General features: G+C 68.1%; 19 protein-coding genes. 11 read left to right on the forward strand and 8 right to left on the reverse strand.

What is annotated here, in order from left to right; translation table 11 throughout:
* The 4 genes from CK944_RS17570 to CK944_RS17580 all read left to right on the forward strand — a co-directional run bounded on the left by CK944_RS17570 (position 1) and on the right by CK944_RS17580 (position 1,422).
* A complete protein-coding gene (locus CK944_RS17570) occupies positions 1–213 on the forward strand; it encodes a hypothetical protein (protein ID WP_103174380.1) in 213 nt (70 codons plus the stop codon).
* Positions 210–380 (forward strand): hypothetical protein, encoded by a 171-nt coding sequence (locus tag CK944_RS23670; protein ID WP_188715558.1) that lies wholly within the window; start codon positions 210–212, stop codon positions 378–380. Before CK944_RS17570 ends, CK944_RS23670 begins: the two co-directional genes overlap by 4 nt.
* 67 nt (positions 381–447) lie before the next feature.
* Positions 448–963: a hypothetical protein gene (locus tag CK944_RS17575; protein WP_103174381.1), complete on the forward strand. Its 516-nt coding sequence runs from the start codon at positions 448–450 to the stop codon at positions 961–963.
* Positions 964–975: 12 nt separating this feature from the next.
* The gene (locus tag CK944_RS17580) at positions 976–1,422 is read left to right on the forward strand and encodes a DUF421 domain-containing protein (RefSeq protein WP_103174382.1); all 447 of its coding nucleotides are present in this window, start codon (positions 976–978) and stop codon (positions 1,420–1,422) included.
* Positions 1,423–1,449: 27 nt separating this feature from the next.
* Here the strand turns inward: CK944_RS17580 and CK944_RS17585 are convergent, their stop codons facing one another.
* The gene (locus CK944_RS17585) at positions 1,450–1,623 is read right to left on the reverse strand and encodes a DUF3606 domain-containing protein (RefSeq protein ID WP_103174383.1); all 174 of its coding nucleotides are present in this window, start codon (positions 1,621–1,623) and stop codon (positions 1,450–1,452) included.
* A 173-nt stretch (positions 1,624–1,796) separates the two neighbouring features.
* Here CK944_RS17585 and CK944_RS17590 point away from each other — a divergent pair, with 173 nt between their 5' ends.
* The 3 genes from CK944_RS17590 to CK944_RS17600 all read left to right on the forward strand — a co-directional run bounded on the left by CK944_RS17590 (position 1,797) and on the right by CK944_RS17600 (position 4,118).
* Positions 1,797–2,306, forward strand: coding sequence for a ferritin-like domain-containing protein (locus CK944_RS17590; RefSeq protein WP_103174395.1), 510 nt, complete (start codon positions 1,797–1,799; stop codon positions 2,304–2,306).
* 3 nt (positions 2,307–2,309) lie between these two features.
* The gene (locus tag CK944_RS17595) at positions 2,310–3,236 is read left to right on the forward strand and encodes an NAD(P)/FAD-dependent oxidoreductase (RefSeq protein ID WP_103174384.1); all 927 of its coding nucleotides are present in this window, start codon (positions 2,310–2,312) and stop codon (positions 3,234–3,236) included.
* A 78-nt stretch (positions 3,237–3,314) separates the two neighbouring features.
* Positions 3,315–4,118, forward strand: a complete 804-nt coding sequence (locus tag CK944_RS17600) for a Ku protein (protein ID WP_103174385.1) — start codon at positions 3,315–3,317, stop codon at positions 4,116–4,118.
* On the opposite strand, the gene ligD is transcribed toward CK944_RS17600, so the two are convergent.
* The 7 genes from ligD to CK944_RS17635 are packed head-to-tail and all read right to left on the reverse strand — an operon-like array spanning position 4,119 to position 16,492.
* Positions 4,119–6,620, reverse strand: coding sequence for a DNA ligase D (gene ligD, locus CK944_RS17605; protein ID WP_103174386.1), 2,502 nt, complete (start codon positions 6,618–6,620; stop codon positions 4,119–4,121). It abuts the gene before it with no gap.
* Positions 6,621–6,623: 3 nt separating this feature from the next.
* A complete protein-coding gene (locus CK944_RS17610; protein ID WP_103174387.1) occupies positions 6,624–7,484 on the reverse strand; it encodes a Ku protein in 861 nt (286 codons plus the stop codon).
* A 36-nt stretch (positions 7,485–7,520) separates the two neighbouring features.
* Positions 7,521–9,824, reverse strand: coding sequence for a glycosyltransferase family 4 protein (locus CK944_RS17615; protein ID WP_103174388.1), 2,304 nt, complete (start codon positions 9,822–9,824; stop codon positions 7,521–7,523).
* The gene (locus CK944_RS17620) at positions 9,821–10,921 is read right to left on the reverse strand and encodes a zinc-binding alcohol dehydrogenase (RefSeq protein WP_103174389.1); all 1,101 of its coding nucleotides are present in this window, start codon (positions 10,919–10,921) and stop codon (positions 9,821–9,823) included. Before CK944_RS17620 ends, CK944_RS17615 begins: the two co-directional genes overlap by 4 nt.
* Positions 10,911–12,989, reverse strand: coding sequence for a glycosyltransferase (locus CK944_RS24300; protein ID WP_205049087.1), 2,079 nt, complete (start codon positions 12,987–12,989; stop codon positions 10,911–10,913). The genes CK944_RS17620 and CK944_RS24300 overlap by 11 nt, the downstream gene beginning before the upstream one ends.
* Before the next feature lie 18 nt (positions 12,990–13,007).
* The gene (gene glf / locus CK944_RS17630) at positions 13,008–15,332 is read right to left on the reverse strand and encodes a UDP-galactopyranose mutase (protein ID WP_205049088.1); all 2,325 of its coding nucleotides are present in this window, start codon (positions 15,330–15,332) and stop codon (positions 13,008–13,010) included.
* Positions 15,329–16,492 (reverse strand): glycosyltransferase, encoded by a 1,164-nt coding sequence (locus tag CK944_RS17635; RefSeq protein WP_205049089.1) that lies wholly within the window; start codon positions 16,490–16,492, stop codon positions 15,329–15,331. The genes glf and CK944_RS17635 overlap by 4 nt, the downstream gene beginning before the upstream one ends.
* 155 nt (positions 16,493–16,647) lie before the next feature.
* On the opposite strand from CK944_RS17635, the gene CK944_RS17640 reads away from it, so the two are divergent.
* The 4 genes from CK944_RS17640 to CK944_RS23305 form a co-directional block, all read left to right on the forward strand.
* Positions 16,648–17,637, forward strand: a complete 990-nt coding sequence (locus CK944_RS17640; protein WP_103174391.1) for a quinone oxidoreductase — start codon at positions 16,648–16,650, stop codon at positions 17,635–17,637.
* A gap of 34 nt (positions 17,638–17,671) precedes the next feature.
* On the forward strand, positions 17,672–18,343 hold the full coding sequence (locus CK944_RS17645) for an SDR family NAD(P)-dependent oxidoreductase (RefSeq protein WP_103174392.1): 672 nt from the start codon (positions 17,672–17,674) through the stop codon (positions 18,341–18,343).
* 173 nt (positions 18,344–18,516) lie between these two features.
* Positions 18,517–19,083 carry a DNA-3-methyladenine glycosylase gene (locus tag CK944_RS17650; RefSeq protein ID WP_103174398.1) on the forward strand — a complete coding sequence of 189 codons (567 nt, stop codon included), beginning with the start codon at positions 18,517–18,519 and terminating at the stop codon, positions 19,081–19,083.
* 43 nt (positions 19,084–19,126) lie between these two features.
* The coding region (locus CK944_RS23305) for a hypothetical protein (RefSeq protein ID WP_192877773.1) at positions 19,127–19,336 on the forward strand (210 nt) is incomplete at its 3' end.

Genomic DNA, 19,336 nt, shown 5'->3' on the forward strand with positions numbered 1-19,336 from the left:
ATGCCAAGCACCACCGAAGACGGCGACAAGACGACCGAACCCGGCCCGATCGACCGTTCTGCCGGCGCGGCCGGCGCGGCCGGCGAGCCCTCGGATACCGATTACGTCCGCGCCACCGCGCCCGTGCGCAACAGGCTGGCCTGGCAGGTCCTGATCTGGCCCGTCGCGATGATCCTGCTGATCGTCCTGGGCGCGATCTGGGCGCTGTCATGACGGGCCATGAACCCAAGCCCGGACCCCGGCGGTTGGGCCGGGCCGGGATCCTGGTGGTGGCGATCCTCGCGGCCCTTGTGGTGGTGATCTTCCTGGGCCGCAACCTTTGGCACGCATCCGAGGTGACCGAGGATCCCCCCGCCATCGACGCGGGCGCCCGCCCCTGAAGGTGGACGGAACCGGAACCTGTCCAGCGGCTTTTCTTTTAAGAAGCAACTGGTTGGGGGACGGGCCATGGCCCAGGGATCGCGTTTGGACATACCGCCGATCAGGCCGGACGGATTGCAGCTTGACGAACCCCGCGAAAGGCAGCGCCGCTATTGGCGGGTGCAGCGGATCGCCTGGTGGGCGTTCGGCGGTGTCATGCTGCTGGCGATCCTGGGGCTGACCGGCAGCGGCGGGATCTTTCACAAGCAGACCGTCGATTTCGCGGCAGCCAGCGTCGAAATCCCGCGCGTCACCCGTTGGGAAGGATCGGACGACTTGTCCATCACCTTCCGGGAACCGGGCGACAGCCATGACATCACCATGTCGCAGCCCTTCTTCGACCGCTTCATGATCGAACGCATCCAGCCCGAACCCGACCGGACCGTCCTGCGCCCGGCCGCCCAGGCGATGACCTTTCCGGCCGCCGATGCGCCGCCCCACGAAGTCAAGTTCGACATCCGCGCCATGCATTTCGGCTGGACCGGCTTCGACATGACCATCGCCGGCGAAACGCGCCGGATCAACCTCGTCGTGCTGCCCTGACAGGAGGAAACCATGGATTCGGTCATTCGCGGCATCTCCATCTATCTTGTCCTGCTGGTCGCCACCCGCCTTTCGGGACGCCGCACCATGGCGCAGATGACGCCCTTCGATTTCGTGCTGTTGCTGATCATCGCCGAGACGACGCAACAGGCCCTGCTGGGCGACGACTTTTCCATCAGCAACGCGGTCGTGCTGATCCTGACGCTGTTTGCGACCGACGTGCTGCTGGCCTGGCTGAAAGGCTGGTCGCCGCGCCTGGGCTCGCTTCTGGACGGCAATCCCACGGTGCTGATCAGCGACGGCAAGATCGACCCCGAGGCGATGCGGCGCGCCCGCGTCAGCGTCGGCGATGTCCTGGAATCCGCGCGCGAACAGCAGGGACTGAAGACACTGGACGACATCGACGCCGCCGTGCTGGAGGTCAGCGGCGGCATCAGCATCATCCCCAAGCAGAGATAGACCGCCTGGAGGCGGCCTCTTGGCGGCCTATTTTTTCAGCTTCTCCTCGACCTTCTTGCGGCTGTTGCCCTCGGACTTGACGGCCTCGCGCACCTCGTCCCTGGACACGTCCATCTTCTCGGCCTCGTATCGGACCTCGTGGTCCTGTCCGCCCGCCACCTTGCGACGGTCCTGGGCGCGGCCCCTGCCTTGGTTTGCCATGGCTTTTCCTTTCCCAACTGTGCGGGACTTCAACGCAGGCGGGATCCATCCCGTTTCCCCGGCAGGAACCGATTAACCTTTATTCGCCTGCCAAACCGGAACAGATGCAGGCGGGAATGGTTCTTCTGGCTCAGGCCGGCACGCCGGCAACCTTTACCAAAGAGGTCAAGACCATGACAGACGCTGCCTATGACGTGTTCATCGACGGTCTGCGCAATGCGCACGCCATGGAAAACCAGGCGCTTTCGATCATGCAGCCGCAACTGAACCGGCTGGAGCATTATCCCCAGGTGTCCGCCCTGCTGGACCGCCATATCCGCGAGACCGAGGTCCAGATCCAGCGCCTGGACCAGATCCTGGAAAGCGTGAACGAATCCGCCTCGGGGCTGAAGGACACGATGCTGTCGCTCAGCGGGTCGATGGCGGCCGTCACCCACAGCATGACCACCGACGAGATCCTGAAGAACTCGCTGGCGAACTTCGCCTTCGAGCATTTCGAGATCGCGGCCTATACCGCGCTGATGACCGCGGCCGAACAGGCCAACATGACCCAGGCCCTGCCCCTTCTGAAGCAGAACCTGGACGAGGAACTGGCCATGGCTTCGGACATCCACGATGGATTGCCCGACGTGGTGCGCCAGTACATCGCCCTTTCGGCAAGCGACCAGCGGGCCGATATCTGAACCATGGCGGCGGAGGATTTCGACTGCGCCATCATCGGCGGCGGCCCTGCGGGGCTGACCGCCGCAATCTATCTGGCGCGTTTCCGCCGCAGGACCGTCCTGATCGACGCGGGCCAAAGCCGTGCCTCCCTGATCCCGCGGTCCCATAACCACCCCGGCTATCCCGACGGGATCCGGGGCAACGACCTGCTGGCGCGGATGCGCGACCAGCTGCAGAACTTCGGCGCCGTCACGATCGCGGAAAAGGCGACCGGGATCGTGCCGATGCCGGACGAACGGTTCCGCATCGCGGCGGGGCGCGACGTCACTGCATCGCATGTGATCCTGGCCACCGGCATCCGCGACCGCCTGCCGCCCATCGAGGGTGCGCTTGATCACGTCCGCGAAGGGCTGATCCGGCAATGTCCGGTCTGCGACGCCTATGAGCTGACCGACAAGCCGGTCGCGGTGATCGGAACGGCCGCCTGCGCGGCGGGCGAGGCGCTGTTCCTGCGCCACTATACGCCCCATGTGACGATGCTGACCCTGGGGGACGACCTGGACCTGTCCGACAGGGTGATGGACAAGCTGGCCAAGGCTGAGGTCCGAATTCTTCAGGAGCCTGTCGAATCTTGGGATTTCCGGCATGAGGAAGTCCGGGTCGGCCTTTCGACCGGGCAGGACCTGCGTTTCGCGGCTGTCTATTCCGGGCTCAGCAACGATCCGCAGAACGCCCTGGCCGCCGGATTGGGGCTGGACCTGGCCGATGATGGCCGCATCCAGACCGACGCGCATCAGCAGACCTCGATGCCGGGGGTCTTCGCGGCGGGCGATGTGGTGACCGGCCTGAACCAGATCGCCGTCGCCATGTCGCAGGGCGAGATCGCGGCAACCCATGTCCACAACCTGCTGCGGCTTCGGGAAGACCGCTGCGTCCCCGACAGCCTGTGACCACCGCCGCCCCGCGGCGCTGCAAGGAACAAACGCGGCCTGCATCCGTTTGACCACACCCCTTCAAGGAATTCCGCCATGGCGCCGCGCACGTTCTGGAAAGGCTACATGAAGCTGTCGCTGGTCACCTGCCCGGTGACAATGATGCCTGCCACGACCGAGGGCGAAAAGGTCCGCTTCCACACGCTGAACGCCAGGACCGGCAACCGCGTCACCAGCCAGTATGTCGATGCCGTCACCGAAAAGCCGGTCCGAGAGGAAGACGAGGTCAAGGGATACGAGCGCGGCGAGGACGATTACATCTTCCTCGAGGACGAGGAGATCGAGGCCGTCGGCCTGGAAAGCACCCGCACCATCGACATCGACATGTTCGTGCCCGATCACTCGATCGGCTGGGTGTGGTATGACCGGCCGCATTTCCTGTTGCCGGGGGACGAGGTGGGTCAGGAGGCATTCGCCGTGATCCGCGACGCCATGGCGGCGACCGGGACCGTGGGCATATCCCGCGTGGTGATGTATCGGCGCGAACGGGCGGTGATGCTGAAGCCGCGCGGCAAGGGGATCGTGCTGTGGACCCTGCGATACGGGGACGAGGTGCGCGACGAGGCCGACTATTTCGGCAAGGTCGCCGACGACAAGCCCGAGGCCAAGCTGATGACCCTGGTGCGCAAGCTGATCGACGAACGCACGACGGCCTGGGAAACCGAGATGGTGAGCGATCCGGTTCAGGACCGGTTGCTGGACATCATCGCCGCCAAGAAGAAGGGCAAGAAACGCGCCGCAAGGCCCAAGCCCCAGCCCCCGCAGGACGGCAATGTCATCGACATCATGACCGCGCTGAAGAAAAGCATCCAGGCCGAGGGACGCCGCAGCAGCCGCTGATCACCGCTTGCGGGCGCGCGGCGGCTTGAAGTCCAGCGGACAGGCGGCGGGGCGGAAATCCTCCCACGGATCGCGGGTCAGGGCATCCAGGCGCGCGGGGGTGTTCGTCAGGGTGAAGTAATCCGGGCCGATCTGGTCCAACTCGTCCCAGCCCACGGGCATCGACACGGCCGCGCCGGGGCGGGCGCGCGTCGAATAGGCGGCCACCGCCGTCATGCCGCGCTGATTACGCAGGTAGTCGATGAGGATCCGGCCCCTGCGCTTCGACTTGGTGATGGTCGAGACATAGGCCTCAGGCGAATCCGCCGCCATGGCATCGGCCAGGGCCTTGGTGAAGGCCTTGACGGCAGGCCAGTCCGCCTTGGGCGTCAGGGGCGCCACCACATGCAGCCCCTTGCCCCCCGATGTCTTCACGAAGCCTTCCAGCCCGGCATCGGACAGGCGCTGCCGGACCTCTTGCGCGCCGGCGATCACGGCGTCCCAGGGCACGCCTTCGCCGGGATCCAGGTCCATGGTGATGGTGTCGGGATGGTCCCAGTCGGCGACCGTGGACCCCCAGGGGTGGATTTCCAGCGCGGCCGACTGCACCAGGGCCATCAGCCCGTCCAGGTCGTTGATGGCGATCATCGCCTCCTCGGCCTTGGCCTTGGGATCCTTGACCAGGGCGATGTGCTTGCTGATGCCCTTCCAGGCGTGCTTCTGGAAGAACCGCTGCCCCTTGATGCCGCCCGGACAGCGCAGCAGGGCCAGCGGCCGGCCGGTGACGAAGGGCGCGATCCGGGGCCAGACCTGGGCATAGTAATCCGCCAGCCCTTCCTTGGTGATGCCTTCGCCCGGCCAATAGATGCGGTCGGGATGGGTCAGCGCGACGCGGCGGCGCGGCGCCTTGGGCGGATCGGCCTGCGGGCCGCCTTCGCGCACCACATCCGTGGCGGGCTTGTCTTCGCGCAGGCCCCGGAAGGACGCGTGGCGCAGCAGCCCGTCGGCGGTCCATGCGCGGAACTCCACCTCGGCCACCAGTTCGGGGCGCACGAAGCGCAGGCCCCGCGCCTCGTCCGCCGTCAGCTTCCCGGCAAAGGGGCTGCGGTCGATGCGCATCTCCTCCAGCCGGGTGCGCAGGTCGGCGGCCAGGGTGGCGGAAAAGCCGGTGCCGACGCGGCCCACATAATCAAGCTTGCCGTCATCGAAGACCCCCAGGGCCAGCGACCCCACCAGCTTGTCCGAGGTGGTCGAGGGCACATAGCCCGCCACCACGAATTCCTGCCGGGCCGAGCATTTGGACTTGATCCAGGTCTTGCCGCGACCCGACCGATAGGGCGCGTCGGCTTCCTTGGAGATGATCCCTTCCAGGCTGAGCCGGCAGGCGTGCCGCAGCACCATGGCGCCGGTCTCGCCGAAATGGCTGCTGTATCGCACCCGGCCGGGATCGGTGCCCACCAAGCCTTCCAGCATCCCCTTGCGTTCGATCAGCGGCACGTCGCGCAGGTCATGGCCGTCCAGATACATCAGGTCGAAGACATAGAACACGAAGCGGTCGTTGCGCCCCTCGGACAGATCCGCCTGGAGGGCCGGGAAATCGGACGCCCCCGCCCCGGATTCCACCACCAGTTCGCCGTCGATGATGGCGCTTTCGGCGGGCAAGGCGCACAGGGCGTCCGTCACCTCGGCCCCGAAGCGGTCGGTCCAGTCAAGGCCGCTGCGGGTCAGCAGGCGAACCTCCTGCCCTTCCAGCCGGGCTTGAAGGCGATAGCCGTCGAACTTCACCTCGTGCAGCCATTTCGCGCCGATCGGGGGCGCGGGCCGCAGGGTGGCAAGCGCGGGCTCGATGAAATCGGGCATCGCCGCCTTTCTGGCGCGGGCGGCGGGGGCACCTTCGTCCTTGGGGCGCGACCGGCGGGCCTTCTTGGGCGGTTTCGGCTTCTCCTCGGCGCTTTCGGCTACCTCCTCGACCGTGCGGCCGGTCTTCAGCGATTCCGGCCGTTCGGTCAGGATGTCGGGCGCGTCGGGGGGGCGGGCGGCCTCGTCGTCGGACTTGATCAGCAGCCAGTTCTCGCGCATCTCGCCGCGCTTGCCGCGCATCCTGACCAGATGCCAGCGGCCCGACAGCTTGTCGCCCTTCAGCTCGAACTCCAGCTTACCCTTGGCATAGTCGCCGTCCACGGGCACCCATGTGCCCCGGTCCCAGACGATGACCGCGCCCGCGCCATAGTTGCCCTTGGGGATGGTGCCTTCGAAGCTGCCGTAATCCAGCGGGTGATCCTCGACATGAACGGCAAGGCGCTTTTCGCCCGCGACCAGGCTTGGACCCTTGGTGACGGCCCAGCTTTTCAGCACGCCGTCCATTTCCAGCCGCAGGTCGTAATGCAGCCGCGTCGCCGCGTGCTTCTGGATCACGAAGGACTTGCCGGCCTTGCGCGCCTTGCGCCCGCGCGGTTCCCTGGTCTGGGTGAAGTCGCGCTTTTCGTTATAGGTGTCCAGCCCCGCCCCGGATGTCCCCGCCATGGCCTAGCCGGCCTTCTTGCGGCTGCGGGACGGCGCCTTGGGCCTGGCGCCCCCGCTGCGGGGCTTGGCGCTTGGCTGGCGGCGGGGCTTGGCCATGGCCGCGCTTTCGCGCAGGGCCTCCATCAGATCGACCACGGGTTCGGGCCTTGCCTCTTTCCGGGGCTGGATCTTGCGGCCCTCGATCTTGGCGCGGACCAGTTCGGCCAGGGCGGATTCGTAGCGGTCGTCGAAATCCTTGGGATCGAAGGTGCCGCGCTTGGTCTTGATGATGTGCTGGGCCAGATCCAGCATCTCGTCCGCGATCTCGATGTCGGGCACGTCGGCAAAGACATCCTCGGCGTCGCGCACCTCATAGTCGAAGTTCAGCGTGGTGGCGATCAGCCCGTCGTCATGGGCGCGGATCAGCACCGTGCGCACCCGGCGGAACAGGACGGTCTGGGCCAGGGCCGCGACCTTCTTCTTGCGCATCCCTTCGCGGATCAGGGCAAAGGCCTCGGCGGCCTCGGCATCGGTCGGAGCCAGGTAATAGGGCTTGTCGAAATACAGGTCGTCGATGTCGTCGCAGCCGATGAAGGCCGTGATGGACAGCGTCTTGTCGCTTTCGGGGACCGCCGCCGCGATCTCGCTCGGGGACAGGACCACATATTCGCCCGATGCGACCTCGTATCCCTTGACCTGATCGTCGCGGTCCACGGTCTTGCCGGTGTCCTCGTCCACGAAGACGCGGCGGACCCGGTTTCCGGTCTTGCGGTTCAGGGTGTGGAACGCGATCCGGTCCGATGTCGAGGCGGCGGTGTAAAGCGCCACCGGGCAACTGACCTCTCCGACCTTCAGAAAGCCCTTCCAGTTCGCCCTTGGCGCCATTGTCCCGCCTCCGTCCTGCGTCGGATCTGGAACGGCCTAGGCGGGTGCCGGTTCCATGTGCGCGGGGTGATGACCGGTCTGCATGACCCGCTGCGCCAGCGACCATTCGACGGATCGCGATCCGCCCGACGGGTCGTGGCCCAGAAGACCGTTGGGGCACAGCCGGTCGTCGTCCCAGCCGGGATGGTTGGCCACCGGATACAGGCAGATCCCCTCAACCTGCACGCCGCGTCCGCGCGCCCGCGCCACCTGGTCGCGGACATAGGCGAACCATGACGCGCGGCGTGCCCCCTCGGTCCCGGTTTCGGCGATCATCAGGGGGCGGTCGTACCGCGCGGCGACCTCGACCAGCAGGTCGGACAGGGGGCGATACCACGGGTGGTCCATGTCGATGGGCGGGCCGCCGTGGATCCACTGGTTGTTCCAATAGTAATTGACGCCCACGATATCCAGGAAGGACGGATCGCCGCCAAGCTGCGGCCACATCCGGCCCGAGATCAGCTCGAAGGCCTGGAACTGCGCGTCGTGATAGCCATGCGCTTCCCACAGCGGGCGGCCGTTCTGCGGGTCGTGGTGGATCGCCAGCAGGGGTTCGGCATGGACGAAGCGCGCGCGCGGATCGACGGCGCGCAGTTCGTGCATCGCGGCGATGGATGCGCGGGCAAGCTGGCATTTCAGTTCATATCCCCGATGCGCGGCAAAGGGGTTGAGGTATTGGGCGTCGCCCCCCGCCCAGGCGAAGAAGCTGATCTCGTTCACCGGGCACCAGAAGGGCACGGCGTCCGTCAGGTCGCGGTGATGAAGCGCCACGGCGCGGGCAAAGCGGGCGAAACGGTCCACGAAAGCCGCGCCCCAGATGTCCAGGTCATCGGGCCAGCCATAGTGCAGCAGATCCCAGACGACCTGCGTCCCGGTGTCGCGCGCGGCCGTCATCATCGGCGTCAGGGAGGAGAAATCGTAGCGGCCCGGCGCGGTCTCGACCAGGTGCCAGCGGACACCGTCGCGGCAGGCCCTGATGCCCAGATCCGCCAGTTGCCGGTAATCCTGCGCGGCATGGCTGTCGTGGCCGATGGCCCCGATCAGATCCAGCCGGCGACCGTTGCGCAACCGGTGGGTCGATGCCTCCCACCCGCCCAGGGTGAAGCTGGCGAAGGTCGCGGGCGCGGGCGCGGGCCGGCGTTCGGCCAGGACCCTGTCGATCAGCGCCCGCCATTGCGGCACGACCACCTGCGCGGAATAGGTGGCGTGGACATGGGCTTGCAGCGCGGCCCCGATCCGCCGCCGTAGCGGGGCATCGGCCAGCAGGCGCATCATGGCCCGCGCCACTGCCTGCGGGTCTTCGTGGGGCACGAAGATGCCGCTGACGCCGTCGGCGATCTGTTCCAGGGCGCCATTGTCGGGCGTGGCGATGACCGGCAGGCCCGCCGCGCCCGCCTCGGCGATGACATGGGGCATCCCCTCGCCGCGCGACAGCCAGCAGAAGACGTCCATGGCCGACATCAGGTCCGGCACATCCTTGCGGTCGCCGTTAAAGATCATCCGCCCGCCCAGAGGTTCGGCCATGCGGCGCAGTTCCCCCTCGTATTCCGGCATGAAGGCGTCGGGTCCGCCGACGATCACGAAGCGGGCACGGGGGTCGATGTCGGCGACATGCAGGGCGGCCGCGATGAAATCCTCGACCCGCTTCTTGCGGTCCAGGCGGCCGACCCAGCCGATCAGCACCTGATCGGCGCCGATCCCTAGGGCCGCGCGCATGGGACCGCGCGCAGCGGGATCGAATTCGCCCAGATCGACCATGGACGGGATTTCAAGCGCATCCCCCGGTCGGTCGGGCATCCTGCCCGCCGCAGCGGCGCGGATGCTGTCGCAGACGCCGACATAGCGCGCGGTAAAATGCTTGGGCCCCGCCAGGGCCTCGGACACAAGCCCCCCGTGTTCGATCAGCGGCGGGCGCAGCGCCATGCGTTCCAGCGCGGGATAGATGTCGGCGACGTTCTGGCAGGACACGACCACATCGGCCCCCGCCAGCTTGCGGCGCAGATAGTCGATTGTGTCGTCGAACCCCAGGCCATAGGGCGTGGTATCGACATGCACGCCCAGATCCGCCAGTTGTCCATGGGTCTGGTCGGGCATCCCCTCCTTGCGGAAGCAGGGGATGACGGTGATGCGGTAACGGTCGCGCGGCAGGTTGCGGGCCAGCAGGCGGATTTCCGTTTCCTCGCCGCCCACGACCAGCCAGGCCATGACAAAGGTGATGCGGATCAGGCGGTGGCCGTCATGGGGCTGGGGAAAGACCTCGGGGGGGATGGTGCCCCAGGCAAGGGTGTCATCCGCGTTCATGCTGCCTCGAACACGATCTGGAGGAAGTCCGGGCGCTCCGCCACAAGGCGGCGCAGGAAATCCGGTGCGTCATCGTAAGGCACCACATGGGTGATCATGTGCCGCCGGATCAGGTCGCCTTCGGCCGCCAGCAGCCGCAGCGTTTCCTGCGCCAGCCGCCGCTGGTCCCAGGCATGGGCCACCGGGCGCGGCATCCGGTTGATCTGCGCGCAGCGGATCGCCAGGCCGTTGTGATGGAACTCCTCGCCCAGCCGGGCGCCGTCCATGCCGCCCTGATAGAAGGCAAGGTCGATCACCGTCCCCTGCGGACGCAGGGCCTGAAGGCAGCGGTGAAGGCTGTCGGATCGCGCGCGGGTCTGGAAGACGTATTCCGCGCCCCGTCCGCCGGTCTTGTGGTGCCAGGCGGTCTTGGCGTAACGCACCGCCTCGTCCTCGCCCATGGCGATGAAACCCATCTTGCGCGCGATGTCCTGGCGGAAGGGCGAGGGGTCCACCACGACGATTTCCGATGCGCCGCCCTGGCGGGCGAACAGCGCGCAGAACAGGCCCACCGTGCCGCCGCCCCAGACCAGGACCGGGCGGCCTTCGACCCCCGCGCCCAGGTTCGGGACATTCGCGCCGAACTGGTCGGCGTCGGCGTGCAGGATGCCGTTGGCGGCGATGGGTCCCATCTGCGCCACGAAGATGCCCAGGATCGGGTCCATCCCGTCGGGCATCTTCAGCAGCAGGTCATGGGCGGGGTTCGCGGTGTGGCCGGTCTTGTGGCCGAAGGTGGTGGCCAGCACGTCGCCATTGGCAAAGCCCGGCGCACGCGCGTCGATGACCTTCGCCACCTCCATATAGCCCAGGAAGTTCACCGGGAAATGCGCGGACGGCTCGCCCGGGATGAACAGGCCCTGCCAGTCGTCCCAGCGGCTGTGCAGATAGGGGTTCGAGCCTTTCAGGAAGGTCAGTTCCGTCCCCGCCGACAGGCCGGTGTAAAGCAGATCCAGCCGCAGCTGCCCGTCGCCCGCCGGGCCTTCGTCATAGCCGAAGAAATAGGGTTCATGCGGGCGTTCGATGCCCAGGGACCGGATATGGCGATGCTCATGCGGCATCAACGGAACCTTGCGAAGCGGACGCACGAAAGATGGGCTGCGGGTCAGCCCGCAGCCCCTCCATCTTCACGAGGGCGCCGTCGCGGGCGGATTCGGCGATCGCCAGGGCGACGCGATGGGTCATCAGCGCCTCGGCGTAAGGGCAGCGGATGCGGTTTTCACGGCCCTGCACCGCCTCGACGAAGTCGCGGTCCTCGCGCCAGACGGGATCGCCCTGGGCAGGACGCACGGGACGGCCCCGGCCCACGTCCACCATGATGTCGTGATCGCTGATCTCCAATGCCATGCCATCGGCAAAGACGTGCAGCCCGACCCGATGGTTCCATCGCAGCAGGCAAGTGGCCGACAGGTTGGCGATCGCGCCGCTGGCAAAGCGCAGCGTGGCGGCCGTCGCGGTGGGCACGGTCAGGCCCTGGAAGTCGTCGCGGTCGCGGCGCGCGGCCATTCCGAAAACCTCGGTCACGTCGCCGGCCAGGAAACGGGCGGCGTCGATCACATGGGTCGCCTGTTCCACGACCTGGCCGCCGCAGCGGTCCTGGTCCCACCACCATTGCGGAGGCGGCGTCTGGTCCAGCCAGAAGCCCTGGATCAGATGCGCGGGGTTCCGGGCCAGGTGGCCGCGGGCCTCGTCCATCGTGTCCAGATAGCGCCAGTGGTATCCGACGGCGGTGATCAGGCCCGCCTTCTCGACCTCGGCCGCGATCTGCTGGGCCAGGTCGATGTCCAGCGACAGGGGCTTTTCGACGAAGAACGGCAAGCCCTTGGCAATGCAGGCGCGTTCCGGCGCGCCATGGGCAAAGGGCGGCACGCAGATGAAGACCGCGTCCAGATCCTCGGCCGCCAGCATGGCCTCGTGGTCGGCATAGGCGACGGCGCCCGTGTCCCGGGCCGCCTGGGCCGCGCGGCCCTGGTCGGGGTCGCAGACGGCGGCGATATGGACATCCTCCATGGTCCGCAGCACGCCGAAATGGCGATGCGCGATGCCCCCCGCGCCGATGAAGCCCAGCCTTGTCTTGGTCATTCCGTCCTCGTTCCGTTGGCGCAATACATGTCGGTAAATCTGCACGGTATCCGCCGCCATGCGCGCGGCGGTGAAGCATTTCGACCAGCGGGCCTGTCCGTCGCGGGCCACGATGGCGCGGCGGGCCGGATCGGTCAACGCCTGCGCCATGGCGTCGGCCAAAGGCCGCGACCGGCGGGGCGGGACCAGCCAGGGGTGATCTGGGCCAAGCGCCTCGGCCGAGCCGGTGACGTCTGTGGCGACGGCGGGCAGGCCCATGGACATCGCTTCCAGCAGGACCAGGGGCAGCCCCTCGAAGCTGGAAGGCAGCACAAACAGATCGGACGCGGCCATCAGCGCCGGCACGTCGTCGCTGCGGCCCAGGAAGCGGACGGCATCCGCCAGGCCCAGCCGCGCGGCCCAGTGGGCCAGACGCGCCGCCCCCGGACCATCGCCCGCCAAGGCAAGCCGCGCCGGAACGCCCCGCCGGTGCAGGCGCGCAAGCGCCACCAGAAGCGTGCGGTGCAGCTTTTGCGGTGTGAAGCGGCCGACACAGAGCAGGTCCAGCCCGTCGCCGCCCCGGTGGAGCAGGGGTGGCGCCTGGGTGCCGTTCGGAACCGCGTGCACGGGCAGGTCGGGCGCCATGCCCGCAAGCGCCGCCCGCCACTCCGTCGCCGCCGCTTCTGACACGGCGATGATCGCATCCACGTCCCGGCTGGCCTTGGCGTAATGGGCGACCTGGGTGTCATCGGTCAGCAGCCAGGGCAGGTGTTCGGTGCGGATCACCGCCCTGCCCGCCTGTGCCGCAGCCGCGACAAGGGCGTGGCCTTCCCACCCGATGCCGGCATGGACATGCACGATTTCCGCAGGCGACGCGGCAATGGCCGCGGCGGGATCGTCCAGGTCAAAGACGGTGGCGGACAGACCCATGGCCCCTGCCCTGGCAGCAAGGCCCCCACCCGCCGCATGGTCGGGAAAGGCCAGCGTCGCCATGCCGGGCGGCAGGCTGGCCGCCAGGGTCAGCATGTGTTCGCCCACGCCCGACGGATCGGGGCTGTCGGTCAGCATCAGGCACCGCATCAGGGATCAGGCCGTCGCTTCCGGGACCGCCTGCCGTGCGCCCAGGCGGCGATGGATGGCAAGCGCCTGCCCCACCACCTGATCCATGTTGTAATAGCGATAGCTGCCCAGCCGCCCCGCGAAGATCACGCCGGGTTCGGCGGCGGCCAAGGCATCATAGCGGCGGAACAGTTCCTGGTTTTCCGGCCTGGGGATCGGGTAATAGGGATCGCCCTCGGCCGAGGGATATTCATAGCTGATCGAGGTCCTGGCGTGGCTTTGCCCGGTCAGGTGCTTGTATTCGGTGATGCGGGTATGGGGCACGTCCTCGGCCGGGAAGTTCACCACGCCGACCGGCTGGAACTGCGGCTGGTCCAGCGTCTCGTGCCGGAAGCGCAGGCTGCGATAGGGCAGCGTGCCGAAGCGATGCCCGAAATAGGCGTCGATCGGTCCGGTATAGACCACCAGCCCGCCCTTGTCGGCGGGTTCGAGGTCGTGGAAATCGGTGCCAAGCGCCCGTTCGATCCCCGGATGGTCCAGCATCCGTTCGAACATCCGCGTGTATCCCTCGCGCGGCATGGCCTGGTGCTTGTCGGTGAAGTAACGGTCGTCGGTGTTCGTCCGCGTCGGCACCCGCGCCGTCACAGACTTGTCCAGTTGCGACGGATCCAGCCCCCATTGCTTGCGTGTATAGCCCTGGAAGAACGTCTCATAAAGCTCGGTCCCGATGGCGTTCACGACCACGTCGCGCGAGGTGCGGATGTCGCGGACGGGTTCGGCCTGGCTGGCCAGGAAGGTCTCGGCCTCGGCATCGGAACGCAGGTTCAGGCCGTAAAGCGCGTTCAGGGTGGTGCGGTTGATCGGCATCGGCACCGACCTGTTGCCCACCTGTGCCAGCACCCGGTGTTCATAGGGTCGCCATTCGGTGAACCGGCCCAGCCAGTTGAACACGTCGTCGCTGTTCGTGTGGAAGATATGCGGCCCGTACCGGTGGATCAGGATCCCCGCATCGTCCAGGCAGTCATAGGCATTGCCCGCGACATGGTCGCGCTTGTCCACCAGCAGCACGCGCTTGCCCGATACCTCGGCGAACTGGCGGGCGAGGACGGATCCGGCAAAGCCCGCGCCGCAGATCGTCACGTCGTGCTTCTTGGCGCCGCGCAGGATGGCGGGCTTGGGCAGCTTCACGACCGGGGCCAGGTCCGGCTTGCCAAGCGCACGGTCCAGGTGTCCGCGCATCTGCCGGAAGGTGTTGTCCCAGCTCAGATCCGCCAGCATCCTGTCCGCCGCATCCCGCCATTCCGCAGGGGCATCCTTGCAGGCGACCGCGTCCTCGCAGGCCCGCACGAAGGCCGCCGGGTCCGCCGCGATCCGCACCGCCGCCAGATCGCCGTAATGGCGCACCACGTCGCGCACGGGGGTGGACACGACCTGCACGCCCCCGGCCAGGTATTCCGGCGTCTTGGTGGGCGATATGAAGCGCGTGGCCTCGTTCAGGGCAAAGGGCATCAGGGCCACGTCCCAACCCGACAGATATGCCGGCAACTGGTCATAGGCGCGCTGACCCAGCCAGTGGATGTTGGGGGCACGGGGCAGATCCTCGGGTCCGATCTTGGCCAGGGGGCCGATCATCACGATCGACCAGTCGGGATGGGCACCCGCAAGTGCGGCGATCAGGCCCAGGTCCAGGCGTTCGTCGATGACGCCGTAATAGCCCAGCCGGGGACCGGGCAGAGAGGCCTGATCGTCCGGTTCCGCCAGCCCCGTCCGCGCGCGGGCGAAATGGGCGGTATCGACGGATGACGGAAAGGGATGGATGTCGCCGTGCCGGTCGGCCTTCGCCTCGAAGATCGAATGGCCGCCGGTAAAGACCAGATCGGCGGCCTTCATCAGCGCGGCTTCGTTGGTGGCCAGTTCCGGCGGGGCGAAGCGGAAGGCCGACAGTTCGTCCATGCAGTCATAGACGACCGCCGCCGCATCGACATGGGCGGCGATGGGCCACATCATCGGCGTATAGAACCACAGGACCGGGCGATGGATGCCCGCCAGGCCCATCATCTGGTCCAGCAGGTCCGACAGCGCGCGGGCCTGATCCTCGGGCGACCAGCGGGCGGGGACGCGGGGGCGGATCGACTGGACCGTCGTGCCCTCGAAGGCGTGGAATTCCAGATAGGGCAGGTGGTGGTCGGTGGGGATCGCCTCCTCCCAGAAGAACAGGCGGTATTCGCCGGCAAAGCGCGACATCAGGTGCTGCGGCCGTTGCAGGACGAAATCCCAGCGAAGATGGGAAAAGCAGATCAGCGCGGGCCGGACCGCAAGCGCAAAGGGTGACAGGGGGTTGGCATTGTTCATCGCACCATCCTTGCGTTGCGGATTTCGGTCAGCTTCTCGGTCAGCACCGCCATGGACGGCTGCCACCCCCAGCGGGACAGTGCCACCGGGCGCGGGTCGTATCGGTCGTGGTTGCGCAGCAGCGCATCGAGCGCCTCGGCGAAGTCGGCGCCTTCATGGGCGGCCAGGCCGGTTTCCGGCGTGACGAACTGCAGGCCGCAGGACAGCCGGGCATTGGCCAGGACCGGCAGGCCCGCAAGCTGGTATTCGGTCAGGATCGCCGGCGCGCCGTCATCCACGCCGCAGACCACGCCGACGCGGGCGCGGTTGATCTGGTGGTTGACCTCGTCATGGGAAATGCCGGGGGGGCCGACGATTTCCAGATCCAGCCCCTCGCGCGCGGCACGGTCGCGGAACTCGTCGGCCTGATGGCCATAGCCCACGACCAACAGACCCCGCGTGCCGGGGCGCCGCACCATGGCGTCGAACAGGATGTCGTGGCGCTTGTAGGGCTGCGCGCAGGCCACATAGACGACGTCGCGGTCCTTGTCCGCGCCGGTCGGAAAGAACGTCTGGCCGGACGCGAAGGCGGGACCGATGGGCAGCACCAGGGTGCGGGCGCCGGGCACGCGGGCCTCGATCTCGCGCGACTGCCACTCGGCCCCGGTCAGGAACAGGTCGAAGCGCGACGCCAGATCATCGGGGATCCGCAAGGCGGGGGCATCGATCGAATTGTAGATCTTCAGCGAACCCGCGCAGGCATCCAGCAGCGCCGCATCGACGCCCAATCCCCAGACGCACAGGATGTCGGGCGCGCCGACGGTGCGGATGAAATCGACCGCCTCGGCCGATCCATGGGGGGCGGGTCCATCGGCGCGGAAGACGCGGCGTGTCAGCGCCCCATTGCCGGGATCGGGCGTGCCGTCGGGCAAGCCGTGGTCGCGGTCGGATTCGCCGTCGCGTCCCGCAAAGGTCCAGATTTCCGCATGATCCACGGCGCCGCTGGCCACCGCGGCAAGGGGCAGGCGTTCCAGATAGCCGCCGGTCACCTTCACGGCGGCCGGGCGGGGGCGCCGCGACGGAGGCATGGCCGATGTCCAGAAACCGGGGTCGGCGGGGGCGGGGATGCTGGGCGGAACCTGCGAACAGTAATCGGAGATCGCAACGATCCATCCGGGCATATGATCCCCCCACCAGATAACGTGGCTTAACGGTCGGGCCGGGGGAAGGTTGCATTGATCTTTGTCAATGCCGCCGGTCCGCCGCCCGTCCGCAAGACGGGCATCGACGGACCCGTCATTTCGCGCCACAGTCGCACCGGACAAGAGGGGATATCATGACGACACAAACCCGCGCCATTCGCCTGTCCCGGTTCGGGGGACCGGATGTCCTGTCGCTGCAGGATGTCGAACTGCCTTCGCCGGGACCGGGCGAAATCCAGGTCCGGCATCTGGCCATCGGGCTGAACTTCATCGACATCTATCACCGCAAGGGCATCTATGGCGCGCCCTTGTCCCTGCCCAGCGGGCTGGGAGTCGAAGGGGTGGGCCATGTGACCGCCCTGGGCGAAGGCGTCACCGGCTTCGCGCCTGGCGACCGGGTTGCCTATGTCGGCGGGCCGCCGGGCGCCTATGCCCTGGCGCGCAACCTGCCTGTCGCACGCGCCCTGGGCGTGCCGGACGATATCGACGACACCACGGTGGCGGCGATGATCTTCAAGGGGCTGACCGCGGAATACCTGATCCACCGCTGCGTGGCGGTCGCGCCGGGCGACCGGGTGCTGTTCCACGCGGCGGCCGGCGGCGTCGGCTCCATCGCCTGCCGGTGGCTGGCATCCATCGGCGCCGAGGTGATCGGCACCGTCGGATCCAGGGCCAAGGCGGACGCCGCCCGCCGCAACGGCTGCGCCCATGTGATCGTGTCGGGCGCCGAGGACATCGCCGCCCGTGTGCGGCAGATCACCGGGGGCGGCGGGGTGCGGGTCGCGTATGATTCCGTGGGGGCAGACACCTTTGCGGCGTCGCTGGACAGCCTTGCCCCGCGCGGCACGCTTGTCAGCTTCGGCGAAAGTTCAGGTCCCGTGCCGCCGCTGGCGGTGTCGTTGCTGGGGGCCAAGGGGTCGCTGTTCCTGACGCGCCCGTCGATCGCGCATTACACGGCGGACCCGGATGAATACCGGGCGGCGGCCGGGCGGCTGTTCGCGGCCATGGCCGACGGCACCCTGGCCCCGCCGCAGGTCACGACCTATCCGCTGGACCAGGCCGCGCAGGCGCAGGACGACATGGAAAACCGCCGCACGCAAGGCTCGGTCGTGCTGCTGCCCTGAGCAAAGGGAGGAGAACCCACGGGCGGAGGATGGAATGGACAACCTGGCGGTGGTGATCGGCGCGTCGGGGGGCATCGGCGGTGCGCTGATGGACCGGTTGCAGGCGGCGGGCCGGACGGTGGTTGGTCTGTCGCGCCGGGACATGGACCTGACGGACGAAGACAGCATCGCGCGGGCCGCAGGGCGCGTGGCCCGGCTTGGCACGCCGGGGCTGATCCTGGTGGCGACAGGGGTGCTGCACGGACCGGGGATGCAGCCGGAAAAGACCATCCGCGCCCTGGACGCCGACGCGATGGCGCGGGCCTTTGCCGTCAACGCCATCGGCCCGGCGCTGATCCTGAAGCATTTCCTGCCCTTGCTGCCGCGCGACCGGCGGGCGGTCCTTGCCGTCCTGTCGGCCAAGGTGGGCAGCATCGCCGACAACCGGTTGGGGGGCTGGTATTCCTATCGCGCGTCCAAGGCGGCGCTGAACCAGGTCGCGCGCACGGCGGCGGTGGAACTGCGGCGCACGCATCCCAGGGCCATCTGCGTGGCCTTTCATCCCGGCACGGTGGCCACGCCCCTGTCGGACGGTTTCGCAAAGACCGGCCTGCAGGTGCAACAACCGCAGGAGGCGGCCTCGGCCCTGCTGGCGACGATCGACCGGCTGGACCCGGCGCAAAGCGGGGCCTTCCTGGACCGTTTCGGCAGCCCGATCCCGTGGTGACGGGGCGCAGCCCTGGACGGCCTGGAGAAGGCCGGGATGGACGGGGACACGGGGCCCGGGTATGGGATGACGGCGAAATCCAAGACAGCCAGGGGCGGCTTCGTGTCCTTTGACAAAGTGACCTCCGCAGATCGCCGGGCGCTGCCCGGCAGGCCGGTGCCCGCGTGACTCCGGTGCCGTTTGCCGGGCAGATCGCGGGCCTCGATGCGCCCGGGCTGGCGCGCCGCCTGATCGGGGCGCGTCTTCTGGTGCGCGGCGTGGGCGGCATCGTCATCGAGACCGAGGCTTACGCCCAGGACGACCCTGCGTCCCACAGCTTTCGCGGACCGACCCCCCGGAACGCCGCGATGTTCGGGCCTGCGGGGCACGCCTATGTCTATCGCAGCTATGGCATCCACCTGTGCCTGAATGTCGTGGGGCGGCCGGGCGAGGCCGCGCTGATCCGTGCGATCGCGCCCGACCAGGGGGTCGATATCATGCGGACCCGGCGCGGCAGCGACCAGCTTTGCAACGGCCCAGGCCGCCTGACCCAGGCGCTTGGCGTCCGCCCCGAGGATGACGGCGCGCCCCTGGACGGGCCTGACCTGACGATCACGCTTGCGTCTTCGCCGCCCGATCTGCTGGTGGGGACGCGCATCGGCATCAGCAAGGCGCAGGACCTGCCCTGGCGCTTCGGCCTTGCGGGCGCGCGTGGCCTCAGCCGCCCGTTTCCACGGACGGAAAACTCGTTGCACGAATGACCCCGGTCCCACTTGCCCGGACCGGAAGCCCGCAATCCATGACATGAAGCGACCGCCGCCCCTTCATCGGGGACGGCGGCCTGTCGGTCAGGACCGGGACGTGTCGGTGCCGCTGCCGGTCGTTCCGGTGGTGCCGCTGGTGCCGGTGCTGCCGATCCCGCTGCTGGCGCTGCCGCCCAGGCCGGTGCTGCCGCCGGTGCTGCCCATGCCCGTGCCGGAACCGCCACTCATGCCGGTCGAACCGCTGCCGGAC

This window comes from Paracoccus sp. SY (assembly GCF_002901215.1).
Lineage (GTDB): Bacteria > Pseudomonadota > Alphaproteobacteria > Rhodobacterales > Rhodobacteraceae > Paracoccus > Paracoccus acridae.